This window comes from Idiomarina tyrosinivorans (genome assembly GCF_003987475.1).
GTDB lineage: Bacteria > Pseudomonadota > Gammaproteobacteria > Enterobacterales > Alteromonadaceae > Idiomarina > Idiomarina tyrosinivorans.
The window spans coordinates 137,054-150,178 of the sequence record NZ_PIQH01000001.1 but is presented as its reverse complement, the minus strand read 5'-3'; the positions used below and the strand labels follow the sequence as shown (position 1 = coordinate 150,178).

General features: G+C 47.0%; 13 protein-coding genes. 5 read left to right on the top strand and 8 right to left on the bottom strand.

All coding sequences use genetic code 11. The annotated features are described in order from the left end of the window. Positions 1-25: 25 nt before the first annotated feature. The 5 genes from ccoP to CWI84_RS00720 form a co-directional block, all read right to left on the bottom strand. Positions 26-979 (bottom strand): cytochrome-c oxidase, cbb3-type subunit III, encoded by a 954-nt coding sequence (gene ccoP / locus CWI84_RS00740; protein WP_126840665.1) that lies wholly within the window; start codon positions 977-979, stop codon positions 26-28. Next, positions 972-1,157, bottom strand: coding sequence for a cbb3-type cytochrome oxidase subunit 3 (locus CWI84_RS00735; RefSeq protein WP_126840664.1), 186 nt, complete (start codon positions 1,155-1,157; stop codon positions 972-974). The genes ccoP and CWI84_RS00735 overlap by 8 nt, the downstream gene beginning before the upstream one ends. Before the next feature lie 4 nt (positions 1,158-1,161). Then, a complete protein-coding gene (gene ccoO, locus CWI84_RS00730) occupies positions 1,162-1,779 on the bottom strand; it encodes a cytochrome-c oxidase, cbb3-type subunit II (RefSeq protein ID WP_126840663.1) in 618 nt (205 codons plus the stop codon). A 10-nt stretch (positions 1,780-1,789) separates the two neighbouring features. Then, positions 1,790-3,226 carry a cytochrome-c oxidase, cbb3-type subunit I gene (ccoN, locus tag CWI84_RS00725; RefSeq protein ID WP_126840662.1) on the bottom strand — a complete coding sequence of 479 codons (1,437 nt, stop codon included), beginning with the start codon at positions 3,224-3,226 and terminating at the stop codon, positions 1,790-1,792. Between the two features lie 220 nt (positions 3,227-3,446). Continuing rightward, on the bottom strand, positions 3,447-5,087 hold the full coding sequence (locus CWI84_RS00720) for a methyl-accepting chemotaxis protein (RefSeq protein ID WP_241968690.1): 1,641 nt from the start codon (positions 5,085-5,087) through the stop codon (positions 3,447-3,449). A gap of 333 nt (positions 5,088-5,420) precedes the next feature. On the opposite strand from CWI84_RS00720, the gene CWI84_RS00715 reads away from it, so the two are divergent. The 4 genes from CWI84_RS00715 to CWI84_RS00700 all read left to right on the top strand — a co-directional run bounded on the left by CWI84_RS00715 (position 5,421) and on the right by CWI84_RS00700 (position 10,310). Continuing rightward, positions 5,421-6,593: a permease gene (locus tag CWI84_RS00715; protein ID WP_198674459.1), complete on the top strand. Its 1,173-nt coding sequence runs from the start codon at positions 5,421-5,423 to the stop codon at positions 6,591-6,593. A 112-nt stretch (positions 6,594-6,705) separates the two neighbouring features. Beyond that, a complete protein-coding gene (locus CWI84_RS00710) occupies positions 6,706-8,193 on the top strand; it encodes a SulP family inorganic anion transporter (protein WP_126840660.1) in 1,488 nt (495 codons plus the stop codon). 16 nt (positions 8,194-8,209) lie between these two features. Beyond that, positions 8,210-9,061 carry a universal stress protein gene (locus CWI84_RS00705; protein WP_126840659.1) on the top strand — a complete coding sequence of 284 codons (852 nt, stop codon included), beginning with the start codon at positions 8,210-8,212 and terminating at the stop codon, positions 9,059-9,061. A gap of 13 nt (positions 9,062-9,074) precedes the next feature. After that, positions 9,075-10,310: an MFS transporter gene (locus tag CWI84_RS00700; protein WP_126840658.1), complete on the top strand. Its 1,236-nt coding sequence runs from the start codon at positions 9,075-9,077 to the stop codon at positions 10,308-10,310. A gap of 80 nt (positions 10,311-10,390) precedes the next feature. Here the strand turns inward: CWI84_RS00700 and CWI84_RS00695 are convergent, their stop codons facing one another. The 3 genes from CWI84_RS00695 to CWI84_RS00685 all read right to left on the bottom strand — a co-directional run bounded on the left by CWI84_RS00695 (position 10,391) and on the right by CWI84_RS00685 (position 12,011). Beyond that, positions 10,391-10,597, bottom strand: a complete 207-nt coding sequence (locus tag CWI84_RS00695) for a type II toxin-antitoxin system RelE/ParE family toxin (RefSeq protein ID WP_241968689.1) — start codon at positions 10,595-10,597, stop codon at positions 10,391-10,393. Beyond that, positions 10,585-10,857, bottom strand: coding sequence for a CopG family ribbon-helix-helix protein (locus CWI84_RS00690; protein ID WP_126840657.1), 273 nt, complete (start codon positions 10,855-10,857; stop codon positions 10,585-10,587). The genes CWI84_RS00695 and CWI84_RS00690 overlap by 13 nt, the downstream gene beginning before the upstream one ends. Positions 10,858-11,015: 158 nt before the next feature. After that, positions 11,016-12,011, bottom strand: coding sequence for a YeiH family protein (locus CWI84_RS00685; protein ID WP_126840656.1), 996 nt, complete (start codon positions 12,009-12,011; stop codon positions 11,016-11,018). Between the two features lie 95 nt (positions 12,012-12,106). On the opposite strand from CWI84_RS00685, the gene CWI84_RS00680 reads away from it, so the two are divergent. Next, entirely contained in the window at positions 12,107-12,964 is an 858-nt protein-coding gene (locus CWI84_RS00680) for a LysR family transcriptional regulator (RefSeq protein ID WP_126840655.1), read from the top strand. Positions 12,965-13,125 lie beyond the last annotated feature (161 nt).

The following is a 13,125-nucleotide window of genomic DNA, read 5'->3' as shown; positions in this document are numbered from 1 at the left end:
CGCAGTTGCGGGGCTTATTTCAACCTTACTTATCGTGAGATAAGCTGTAAATATATGCTGCAACTACGTGTATTTTATCCTCACCGAGGATATCTTTCCACGCCGGCATAACACCGTGGCGGCCATATTTCAGGGTTTCTTTAATAGTGCTGATAGAGCCACCGTACAACCAAATGCTGTCGGTTAGGTTGGCTGAACCAATATTTTGGTTACCTTTACCGTCCTGACCGTGACAGGCGGCGCAAACCGTAAACAGTTTTTTACCTTGAGCAACCAAGTCAGCGTCACGCTCACGGCCACTTAAGCTAGCTACATAGTTTGCCAGCGCAGTAATTTGCTGGTCGCTAAATTGCTCACCCCACGCCGGCATTTGACCTTGGCGACCGTTGCGTAACGTCGTTTTGATGGTTTCGTATGAACCACCATACAACCAATCATCGTCGGTTAGGTTCGGGAAGCCTTGACCACCCATAGCGTTTGAACCGTGGCACTGTGAACAGTTTTGCAGAAATAACCGTTGACCAACTTCCAACGCCTTCTCGTTATTAAGCAATTCATCAATTGACTGAGAGGCATACTTTTCAAAGATCGGACCGTATTTTGCCTCAGCAGCGCGCATTTCGCGGTCATACTGGACAATTAAACCTTCTTCTTTGGCCTTTTTCATCGCCGCTTTAGACTCTGCTAGCGATTGCACATCTTGGTTGGAACTTTTCCAACCCAATAACCCTGGAAAGTTACCTAAGCCAGGGTAGAGTGCTAAATAAATAAAACCCCAAGCAAAACATGCCCAGAACAAATAGGTCCACCACTTAGGAAGGGGGTTATTAATTTCCACGATACCGTCGAACTCGTGGTCCATTAACTCACCTTCTTCCACGTCGGTGTAGTTTTTCATGTTCCAACGCAACAGCACAATGAGGGCAATCAACAAGCCCAGCGTTAGCACAATGATCCATGCGCTCCAGAAGCTACTCATCTTTCTTTGACTCCGATTCTTGGCTCACAGATTCCGATTTTTGATCTTCATCAAAAATCGAATTTGCGGCTTCATCAAATGCTTTTTTTGAGCGACGACTATACGACCAAAAAATAATGGCAATAAACAATACCAAAAGTACAATCGTAAATAGCCCCCGCCAAGTTCCATAATCCATGGTCTTACTCTGCCCGTTTAAGTGCAGTACCCAACGACTGAAGGTAAGCAATCAGTGCTTCCATTTCAGTTTTACCTTGAACAGCTTGTTTCGCATTAGCAATTTGTTCGTCGGTATATGGCACACCGAATGAGCGGAATACGCGCATTTTCTTCGCCGTGAGTTCACCTGTTAGCTTACGTTCCGCCAACCACGGGAAGCCTGGCATGTTAGATTCTGGAACCACATTTCGTGGATTCATCAAGTGCACGTAGTGCCACTGGTCACTATAACGTCCGCCTACACGGGCTAAGTCAGGTCCTGTGCGTTTGGACCCCCACAAGAACGGGTGTTCCCAAACAGATTCGCCAGCCAGCGAATAGTGACCATAACGCTCCGTTTCTGCACGGAAAGGGCGAATCATTTGGCTATGGCAGTTAGTACAACCTTCACGCATAAAGATATCGCGACCTTCCAACTGCAACGCAGTGTAAGGTTTTAACCCGTCGACCGGCTCGTTGGTTTGTTTTTGGAAAATCAGTGGCGTGATTTCAACCAAACCACCAATTGAGATGGCAATGATCATAAAGATCGAAAGCCATCCCAGATTTTTCTCTACGGATTCGTGTTTAATCTTGCTCATCGACGACTCCTTAGGCGGTCTGAACTACGTTGCCCGCAGCAGTTTCACGCTGACCAGCACGGATGGTTTTATAACAGTTGTATGCCATTAGGAACATACCGGTAACAATGAATAAGCCACCAATAAATCGGCCCGTCCAGAATGGGTATGATGCCTGAACACCCTCTACAAAGCTGTAGGTTAGGGTGCCGTCAGGGTTAGTGGCACGCCACATCAAACCTTGCATTACGCCTGAAATCCACATCGAAACGATGTAGAACACCACACCGATAGTGTGCAGCCAGAAATGCACATTAACCAAACGAATGCTGTGAATCGCTTTTTGGTTAAACAAACGAGGGACCAGATAATACATCGAACCAATCGTGATCATTGCTACCCAGCCTAGAGCGCCTGAGTGAACGTGACCGATGGTCCAGTCCGTGTAGTGCGAAAGCGCATTGACCGATTTGATCGCCATCATTGGGCCTTCGAACGTTGACATGCCGTAGAATGACAGTGAAACGATCAGGAAGCGTAAGATAGGGTCTGTACGGAGTTTATGCCATGCGCCAGACAGAGTCATAATACCGTTGATCATACCGCCCCATGAGGGTACAAACAGAATCACCGACATCACCATACCCACAGACTGCGTCCAATCTGGCAGGGCAGTGTAATGCAAATGGTGCGAACCTGCCCAAATATATAAAGAAATCAATGCCCAGAAGTGAACAACCGATAAACGGTAGGAGTAGACAGGACGTTCTGCTTGCTTAGGCACAAAATAGTACATCATACCCAAGAATCCCGCAGTGAGCAGGAAACCTACTGCGTTATGTCCCCACCACCATTGCATCATGGCGTCAACGGCACCGGCATAGATTGAGTAGGATTTGGTGAACGAAACCGGCACTGCCAAACTATTGCCAATATGGAGCGCAGCGATTGTGACAATAAAACCACCGTAGAACCAATTTGCAACATAGATGTGCGACGTTTTACGTTTCGCCAAGGTACCAAAAAACACTATTACGTAGGCGATCCAGACGATGGCAATCAAGATATCGATTGGCCATTCAAGCTCTGCATATTCTTTCGTGGTAGTGATACCCATTGGCAGGGTGATAATGGCGCCAACAATAACGGCTTGCCAACCCCAGAAGGTAAACGCTGCCAGTTTGTCCGAAAACAAGCGGGTTTTACAGGTTTTTTGTGCAACATAGTAAGACGTTGCAAATAACGCACTGGTACCAAAAGCGAAGATGACTGCATTGGTATGCAGTGGGCGAAGGCGAGAGTAGGTGAACCAAGGTGTATCAAAGTTCAACTCAGGCCATACCAGCTGGGCAGCAATAATCACGCCCAACGACATCCCGACGATACCCCAAATAATGGTCATGACAGTAAACTGTCGAACGACCTTCATATTATATTCGATCGGTTGTTGTGGAATTGTTTGACTCATCGTTAGTTTCCGCGGTGTAGAGTTCAAATGTGACAGCTTTATATAACCTTAAAAAAGCTGGCACTATTCTACGATGTCGCAACCTAAAAATACAGATTGATTGTATAAAAAGCGGTGCAAAACCGTGTACTTGCGCATAAACTATGCGTCAACTTATGAGTACAAAGCCTAGTATGTTAATGGCTTGTTATCAAAGTCATCTAACGATGGTCTATCTACCTTATGCTTTAAACCGGCCGACAAGTTTGGATAGGTTGTCACTGCTCTCGGTAAGTTCACGCCCAACTTCTGCTAAATCTGCTGTTGACCGACTATTTTCATTCGAGAGTTCACTGATATCTGTAATGTTTACGTTGAGATCTTTGGTAACACGGCTTTGTTCATCGGTCGCGGTGGCTATTTGAATATTCATTGTCGAAATATTTGCAACCGCTTCTTGAATACGGCTGATCGCTTGTTCCGCCTTCAACGCCTCAGTGTTTGTCTCTTCAGAACGTTGTTCAACATCATTGATGATGTTGTTTACGCCTTTAATGGCTGACTGAATTGATTCAACAATGGTTGATATTTCATCGGTTGAATGTTGGGTGCGAGTGGCGAGAGTTCGCACTTCGTCGGCGACGACAGCGAACCCGCGGCCAGCATCACCAGCACGAGCCGCTTCAATGGCAGCGTTTAGTGCCAGTAAATTGGTTTGTTCAGCGATAGCGATGATCGTACTTAAGATTGTGCCTATCTTTTCTGAACCCTCACGTAAGGTTCGCGCTTCTGCGCCGGCTTTTTGTAACTGTGCGGTAAGTGCTTCAATTCGGTTCACCGAATCGCGGACAATAATTGCTGAACGACCCGACTCTTCGTCGGCTGTTGATGCAGATTCAGCCGCTCTGCGCGCATGGTCCGCTACTTCGCCTGCAGAGGATGATAATTCAGTAATGGCGGTTGCCACTGAATCAGTCTGTTTGGTGAGTTCCTGCGATTTATGCTGGCTGCTCTTGGCTAAGCTATTCAAATGCTTGGCAACGTTTTCTTCGGTCAACGCTGACTCCTGCACCGACTTAATCAACCGCTGAATGTTCGCGACGAATTGGTTAAAGCTTGCCGCTACCGCGGAAATTTCGTCATTACCATGGGTTTCCAGGCGACGCGTGAGATCACCTTCGCCTTCGGCAATGGCTATCATCGCGGTTCGAATACGGCCGAGTGGGCGGGTAATGGAGCGAATAATGAGCGCGAATAGCGCCAGCAAGGGCAGCGATAGCACAATCGCTAAACCAAACAGTTTCCAAAATTGCGCCCACAACATGGCGCTGATGTTATCCATGTACTGCCCGGTACCGATCACCCAATTCCATGGTGCAAAGGTGATCACTCGACTAATTTTCGGCACTAAGTTTCCTGCGTCACTGCCTTTTTGCCAAACGTACTCGACCGTTGCTTGGTCTGCGCTGCGGGTTCTATCTAACATCAGTTGAAACAACTGCACACCCTCTGGGTCCTTATAACCTGTGACGTCGGTACCTACCAGCTTCTTACTAAAAGGATGTTGAACGAGAACTCCGTCGCGATTAAGGCTAAATACATACTCGTTACCTTCGTAACGCAGTTCGTTTAAGCGCGCAATAGCTGCATCTTGTGCTTGCGACTCGGTCAGTTCTCCAGCTTGCTGCTGTTGGTAATAATGTGCCGTGATGCCATGAGCAACGGCTAGAACTGCATCCAATTTATGTTGCTCTTCATCAACCAAAAGGCCGCGTAAAATAAACATCATAAACGCCACCATCAGCACCGTTCCAATTGCGGCAATGGCGAGCAACGACACAAGACGTTGAGCAACACTTAACCGGCTCATTAACTTCAGCATCAGAAAACTCCTTATTCAACCTTGCTCTAAATTTATCGGGCAGGGGTAAAGAAACTGTAGGATAAAAACGCTAATCGGGCAGTTAAAGGGACGAAAAAGCACGCTTCGGGTCTTTATTATGTCCAATCCATCAATAATTTTTATTAATCTATATTGCTTTTTTGTAAATAACACCACGAAATGACATGAGCTGTTGTCAAGCTAATAACAATTTTTAAAAATAACCAACGGCACCTTTGGCTGTGCAATAATCAACCGCCAACCGCTCTAGTTTGATCGCTATTTTTATCCATTGCGTAGCCACAAAGATAACAAATACAAAGGAGAACGATCATGGAATGGATAGGTGATGCAGCATTAACTTCGCTTGGATTCTTCTGGAAAGCCGGCTGGGCCTTCGCGATGGGATATCTCATCAGCGCAATGATTCAGACTTTTGTCCCCAAACAACGCTTAGTGAAGTATCTCGGCAAACCCACCCCGAAGGCACTTACCCTAAGCGCGATTTTTGGCGCGGCATCGTCGTCGTGTTCTTTTGCTGCGCTGGCAGCCGCTCGCGCTTTGATGCAGAAGGGCGCGCACTTCATTGCCGCTGTCGCGTTTATGTTTGCCTCAACGAACTTAGTGATAGAACTTGGGGTACTCATACTGATATTCCTTGGCTGGCAGTATTTAGTGGCTGAAGTCATCGGCGGTCTGCTGCTCATTGTTATCTGCTCACTGTTAATGCGCGTATGGTTCCCGTCGAAAGCGGTGCAGCGGTTACGCAAAAAACTTGATGAAGAACAAGCTGACGACGAACAGATCCCTGCGTTTTTCTCAAAGCACGCATGGATTCAAGTGAGCCATGCCTTTAAACACGATTGGCAAATGGTCTGGAAAGAGGTACTGATAGGCTTCACAATGGCGGGCATTATTGCTGTTGCCGTGCCGGCCGAGTTCTGGAATACGCTATTCCTCACCAATCAGCCACAGATTCCCGAAGCCTGGGTGATTTTAGAAAATGCGTTAGTCGCACCGTTTGTTGCGGCAGCCACTTTTATTGGATCGATGGGCAACATACCATTAGCTACGGTACTGGCCGGTAACGGTGTACTGTTCGCTGGTATTATGGGATTCATCTATTCGGACTTAATGGTGCCTCCATTAGTTGCGGTCAACGCCAAATATTATGGTTGGAAGTTAGCGCTCTACATCGCTTTTATGATGTGGGTATCAATCGTGATTTCAGCACTGTTGTTGCATTTGGGATTTGCCGCGTTTGACATTTTACCGCAAGCCGCAACAGCAACGCTGGATGTTGCACCCAAAGAACGCTTTGCCATTGACTATACCTTTTATTTAAACATCGTTTTTGCCGTGGTAACTGCAGTATTGCTGACGTTGGCCAATATTAAGCAAGGCCATCACCACCATCACGGCGGTGACTCAATCATCACGGTAAAAAATGCAGTGACCTCATTAGCCAGCATTTTTGTCATCGGTGGTGTGGTGATTTGGTGGTAAGTGCAAGATAGGGCGGCTAACGCCCACTGATTCGCATCCGGGGCCAGTTTCGCGTATCATCGCGCGCCTGAAACATCCTAATTCAGCGCAGCAATATTTTTACTGAGGCCCCATGCTAGCAGCATTAAAACGAGACTGGTTATTCAACATTCGCGGCGATCTCTTATCGGGGATCGTCGTTGCTTTAGCATTAATCCCTGAAGCTATCGCTTTTTCCATCATCGCTGGCGTGGATCCGAAAGTCGGGTTATACGCGTCATTTTGTATTGCCACCATCATCGCGTTTGTCGGTGGTCGCCCGGGCATGATCAGTGCCGCGACGGGCGCAATGGCATTGGTTATGGTGACCTTAGTGAAAGAGCACGGCCTACAATATTTATTAGTGGCGACGTTGCTAACGGGCATTTTCCAAATTATCGCGGGCTATTTACGCTTAGGTGAACTAATGCGCTTCGTCTCCCGTTCAGTGGTCACCGGCTTTGTTAATGCCCTTGGCATTTTAATTTTTATGGCCCAACTACCAGAGTTGACCAACGTAACCTGGCACGTATATGCGATGACTGCCGCAGGCTTAGGCATTATCTATTTATTCCCACGCGTGCCAAAAGTTGGCCAATGGTTACCGTCACCGCTGGTTTGCATTATCAGCCTGACGATTGTGGCTATTATTTGGAACATCGACGTCCGCACTGTTGGCGATATGGGGCAACTACCAGATACCTTACCCGTCTTTTTGTGGCCAGATGTCCCTTGGAACCTGGAAACGCTATGGATTGTATTGCCATATTCGCTGGGTTTAGCTGTGGTGGGCATACTGGAATCGATGATGACATCGACCATCGTTGACGACCTCACCGATACCCAAAGCGATCGCAACCGGGAATGCAAAGGCCAGGGTATTGCTAATATTGGTGCCGGTTTATTTGGTGGCATGGCGGGTTGTGCAATGATTGGCCAATCCATTATCAACGTAAAATCGGGTGGCCGTGGGCGTCTATCAACACTCACTGCAGGTGTGTTCTTGCTGATTTTAATTTTGGTATTGGACGAGTGGTTACGGCAAATCCCGATGGCCGCTCTTGTTGCGGTGATGATCATGGTATCGATCGGAACCTTTAGCTGGTCGTCCATCCGCGATCTTAAACGCTATCCTTTGTCGACCAATATCGTTATGTTGAGTACGGTGGTGGTGGTGGTTGCTACCCACAACTTAGCCATTGGCGTTGGTGTTGGGGTATTACTGGCCTCATTATTCTTTGCTAATAAAGTCGGCCATTATCTGCACATTAGTGAGAGCATTAATAATGAAGGAACCGAGCGCCGCTATAACGTGGTTGGCCAAGTATTCTTCAGCGCTTCCGAGAAATTTATTGCTGCATTCGACTTTAAAGAAGCGGTTGACCGTGTGGTGATTGATCTTACCCAAGCACATTTTTGGGATATTACCGCGGTAGGCGCTCTCGATAAGGTGGTGATCAAATTCCGCCGCGAGGGTGCGGATGTAGAAGTCCTCGGGTTAAATCAAGCCAGCGCAACCATTGTCGACCGTTTTGGGGTACACGACAAAGCCAGCGCCGAAGATATTTTAAACAGTCACTAGCGAGCGGAGAGTCATTATGGAAAATGTTATTGCTTGTATCGACGGCTCCAGTGCCGCTATCAGTGTCAGCCGCTACGCGGCGTGGGCCGCACAACGGATGGGTGCTGCGCTAACGTTACTACACGTACTGGATGAAAATCGCTACCCCGCAAAGTCAGAGCTGTCGGGGAATATTGGTTTGGGTAGCCAAGAGGCGCTGCTAGATGAGCTGGCGGAACTCGATGAAAAGCGAGCAAAATTAGCCTTGCAGCAAGGCCACTTGATGCTTGATAAAGCGCACAACTCGGTAGCCGAAGAAATCCCACAGATCGCCATCAACAGCCGCCAACGGCACGGTCAATTGGTTGATACGTTGCTAGATATCGAGCCAGAGACTCGGCTGACCGTGTTGGGTTTACATGGCGAAGAACACGAACAAGGCGACCACATCGGCAGCCAGCTAGAAACGATTTTACGACGGGTACACCGACCAGTGCTGTTGGTACCGGATAACTTTAACGCACCGAGCAGCGTGTTATTAGCGTTTGATAATAGCGAAACCACTCGTAAAGGCGTGCAAATGGTAGCCGCTAGTCCATTACTGAAAGGCTTGCCTGTGCATGTGGTCATGGTAGGTGCAGCTAGCGATGACCATCACTCGGCGCTGCAGTGGGCCGTTGAAACCCTGCAGCAGCAAGGTCATGACGCGAAGGCCGAATTGTTAGCCGGGGATGTGGAAGCAAGTATTCATCAATACCAACAGCAACACCAGCTTGATCTGTTGGTTATGGGTGCATACGGACATTCGCGGATCCGTCAATTGTTGGTGGGTAGTACCACAACCAAAATGTTAGAGACGTCAGCATCACCTTTATTGGTGTTGCGCTAATAGGGCAACGGTTATGCTCAATTATCGACAATTGATTCGTCAACATTGGCCACTGTTGAGCTTTGGTTTGCTCACCATATTCTTTGGCAATATTGGTCAGTCGTTTTTCATTAGTTGGTTTAGTGCGGATATTCAGCAGCAACTGCGCCTGAATGCGGCCGACTACGGTGCGAGCTATGCGCTTGCCACCTTGACCAGCGGCACGTTATTACTGATCTGGGGTAAAGTGGTTGATGATTTACCACTGAGACGTGTGGTGGTTGGCTGCGCGATTGGCTTAATTGCAGCGTGCTTAATGATGACGCAGATCAGTGGCTTTATTAGTCTGACAATTGGCTTTCTGCTGCTGCGTTTCTTTGGTCAAGGCATGTTACCGCACATTTCGCAAACCACCATGGCGCGGTTTTTCAATCGTTCGCGAGGCAAGGCGTTAAGTATCTCGTCCTCAGGAGTGCCTCTGGGCGAGGCGGTTTTACCGGCGATACTCGTGGGTATTTTCGCGGCACTGAGTTTTGACCTACGCTGGTATCTGCTCGCCGCTTTGGTATTGCTGGGCTATTTACCATTGGCGTTTTGGTTATTAAAGCGTTCGACATTAACCACTGAATCAGAGGCAATTGATGCCGGGCCGCAAGCGCATTGGCGACGCCGCGACGTATTAAAAGATTCGCGCTTCTGGCGAATTCTACCACTGGTACTTGCTGGTCCTTTTATGGTGACCGCGCTATTTATCCAACAACAAAGTCTCATTGCTAGCGAAGGCTGGAGCCAGCAAAGTTTAGCAACGGCCTTCATACTGTACGGAATAGGGCACTGGTTAATGTCTGTGGTTGCCGGCTCAATGATTGATCGTTTCACGGCACGGCGTTTATTGCCGATCATGGTGTTGCCACTTGGCGCTGCTATGGCGTTGATAACACTCACCAACGGTAGCTGGACTGTGATGCCCTTTATGCTGCTACTCGGCATAGGTATTGGTGCTACAGCTCCTACAGCAAGCGCGTTGTGGCCCGAGCTTTATGGCACGAAGTTTTTGGGTGCCATTCGTTCATTAACCACGTCGTTGATGATCTTCTCTACTGCATCAGCCCCGTGGATATACGGTATGTTGGTCGATTATCTTGGTTGGCAACCGGATCAAATCTTTGCGTTGTTTACGGCGTGGATATTACTCGCGGTGTTGAGCGCACGTTCCGGGCTTAAAGAGGGTTTATCGGGATTTATGCTGAATAAGCCAAACGATCACTAACAGCCAACTTCCTTTTGATGTCGTACCGCAAGGATGATCGCTTTAACGCCATCGTAACGGTAGAGTGCGACATAACCGCTTTAGCCAAAATCAATGAGCCATTCTCTGAATTCAATGGGCATATAATCCAGCGGGCGGCCAATCTCAGGGTGACCAGCCAAAATAAGGAGGTTTTGGCGAATGCTTTTGACGGCTTCGCGCGCCACTATCGGATCTTTCTCTCGCAAAAATTCATGCAGACGTTGCACGTCTGCTAAAGCGGACGGGGTCCAAATTACTTGTGACACTTTGGCAGCTCAGCATTGTCACCCGATTCAAGCTTTGCTAACCATTCATCGGCTTCCGCTGATGTCAAATGCACACCATTACGTTGGTATTCTTCCCAAGCACGGCGCGCATCTTGCTTAAACGCTTCACGTTTTTCTTCACGTTCAACGTAATCTTGGATAGCCGGACGCATGATCCAATGCGCTGAGCGACGACGAGCATCGGCCAAGTTCTGCACGCGTTTTTTCATATCATCACTCAGTTTTACGGATGTCGCCATTCCTGATCTCTCAGATTAATAAGGGGTAATACCTTTTAATACTATATCAAAATATCGAGTTAACCAGTAAACTGGAGCAGTAACAAATCTATTTAGTTGTGCCAGTGGCAAGCTACCGCTATTGAGTAAAGAAGGCGCCATATTTCCATTATGTGATGTCACCCAAATGTTGCTAGTCCAAATCCTGCAACAAGCAATAGCACAAATAATATGGCCGCTAAACCAAACGCTTGAAGACCTCCTTGTTTGATTACACTAATGTGAGTAAGCATACCTAATGCAGCCATCGCCACACATAGCAAATACGTTGCCACGTTTGATAAAATATCGATTAATGATGAAGGTAATATTTCAAGCGAATTAATCACAATAACGCCAATGAATAAAAACGCGAACCAAGGAACTGTTATCCGTTTCTCAACAACAGATATGTTCGAGTCTTGAAAACGAGACTTTGTCCAGATAGCAACAATAAGTAGTACCGGCACCAGTAATACGACGCGGAACATCTTTTCTAAAACAGCAATATGTGCTGCTGATTCACTTATTGCATCTCCTGCAACAACTACTTGAGCGACCTCATGAATGGATATACCAGCCCAAAGACCATACTGGTGATGCGTCAAGGGCACTAATTCAAACAACGTTGGAAGCAGAAGCATTGATAGTGTACCAAAGACGACCACTGTGCTTATGGCGGTCAAAACTTTGTGCGGCTTTGCATTAATGATCGGCTCGAATGCGGCGACAGCCGCCGCACCACAAATAGCACTCCCAGCGGCAACCAATAAGGATTGCTCGGTATCCAAACCAAACAGTCGTTTTCCGAGCCACACACCTACACATAGAATCGTTGCTACCATGGTGACTGCACTGAGTACACCATATAATCCAATATCTGCAAACGCTTGAAACGTAATATTAAAACCGTATAAGACGATCGCGGTTCGCAAGACAGTACCTTTTGCTACGTTCAATCCAGACGTTAACCGAGATTTCCAAACGTTGGGTAAAGCGTGGCTTATCACTATCCCTAACGCAATACTTATTAGAAGCGGAGATATCGTTTCTAAAAAGAAAACTTGATGCTTTCCCCACAATACAGTGGCCGCTATGCCCATTGATGCGAGTAGCCCGGGAATTATATTTTTCATGCGATCCTCATCATTATTTTCAATTCGTAATGTGAGTATATTTAAATTAATATTGAATAAAACAAATTATAAATCTATAAAGGTAAATATTATTTATGATTAATTTGAGGCAACTATACATTTTCTCGGTGGTAGCAGAGTCTAATAGTCTGGCATCAGCCAGTGAGCAATTGAATATGACGGCTGCAGCCGTCTCGTTAAGTCTAAAGGGGTTAGAACAACAACTGAATACCCGTCTACTTCAACGAGCGCCTGGCAGAAAGAGTACAGACAAAACTATCTTGTTAACATCAGAAGGAATCTGGTTGAAGAAAAGAGCGCAAGATATCTTAGCGCTTGAAAAAAGCACTCAAATGTATTTTAAGCAGCGACAGCAATCTGAGCCGACAGTGCTGAACATTGGCGCGAGTCAGACTGTTGGAAATTATTGGCTGCCCCGTTATATTCGGGACATCAAACAGCGCTATCCACGCTGCCAAATCAACGTCTTTATCGGTAACACTGATGAAGCTTTAGACCGTGTACAAACATTTCGTGACGATATTGCCCTAGTGGAAGGCCCAAATCACCATAGTGCATTGAAGAGCCGATGCTTTAAAAAGGATAGTCTCGTGCTTATCGCGCCACCAGACAACGAGTTTGGGTCACTACAAACTGCGCCTTGGTTGATCCGGGAACGAGGCTCTGCAACGCGAAAATATACCGAACAACTATGGGCTGAATTAGTCATCGAACCAAAAGATGTTACACAATTTAATACCAACGAAAGCATCATTCATTCTGTGGCATCAGGTGTCGGTATCGCTTATGTTCCTCGGATCACGACACCTCTTCTACTGGAAGCAGCTATGGTAAAGGAGATACCGATAAATAACGATTTTTATCGGCCCTTGTTTATTGTGAAGCATAAGGAGCGGCACTCCGAGTTGGCGTGGATCGACGACATAGTTTAGTCTGGTAATTATAATAAATTTAGTTATCAGCATTCTGGATAACTGAATTATGGAAGTGGGGCGCTTTAGTGGTTAGTGCATCATTCTTTCTGTAATTTCGCCTGAGCTGGAAAAGGCGCAGGTCAAAGTTTATCCTTTTGATTTACCGACCAAAGTAAATT

What these genes read in the sequence shown, in the direction of transcription:
- CWI84_RS00685 (WP_126840656.1), bottom strand. Translation starts at nt 12,011, where the DNA reads ATGAAAAATATAATTCCCGGGCTACTCGCATCAATGGGCATAGCGGCC.
- ccoO (WP_126840663.1), bottom strand. Translation starts at nt 1,779, where the DNA reads ATGAGCAAGATTAAACACGAATCCGTAGAGAAAAATCTGGGATGGCTT.
- CWI84_RS00710 (WP_126840660.1), top strand. Translation starts at nt 6,706, where the DNA reads ATGCTAGCAGCATTAAAACGAGACTGGTTATTCAACATTCGCGGCGAT.
- CWI84_RS00690 (WP_126840657.1), bottom strand. Translation starts at nt 10,857, where the DNA reads ATGGCGACATCCGTAAAACTGAGTGATGATATGAAAAAACGCGTGCAG.
- CWI84_RS00705 (WP_126840659.1), top strand. Translation starts at nt 8,210, where the DNA reads ATGGAAAATGTTATTGCTTGTATCGACGGCTCCAGTGCCGCTATCAGT.
- ccoN (WP_126840662.1), bottom strand. Translation starts at nt 3,226, where the DNA reads ATGAGTCAAACAATTCCACAACAACCGATCGAATATAATATGAAGGTC.
- CWI84_RS00700 (WP_126840658.1), top strand. Translation starts at nt 9,075, where the DNA reads ATGCTCAATTATCGACAATTGATTCGTCAACATTGGCCACTGTTGAGC.
- CWI84_RS00720 (WP_241968690.1), bottom strand. Translation starts at nt 5,087, where the DNA reads ATGCTGAAGTTAATGAGCCGGTTAAGTGTTGCTCAACGTCTTGTGTCG.
- CWI84_RS00680 (WP_126840655.1), top strand. Translation starts at nt 12,107, where the DNA reads ATGATTAATTTGAGGCAACTATACATTTTCTCGGTGGTAGCAGAGTCT.
- CWI84_RS00735 (WP_126840664.1), bottom strand. Translation starts at nt 1,157, where the DNA reads ATGGATTATGGAACTTGGCGGGGGCTATTTACGATTGTACTTTTGGTA.
- ccoP (WP_126840665.1), bottom strand. Translation starts at nt 979, where the DNA reads ATGAGTAGCTTCTGGAGCGCATGGATCATTGTGCTAACGCTGGGCTTG.
- CWI84_RS00715 (WP_198674459.1), top strand. Translation starts at nt 5,421, where the DNA reads ATGGAATGGATAGGTGATGCAGCATTAACTTCGCTTGGATTCTTCTGG.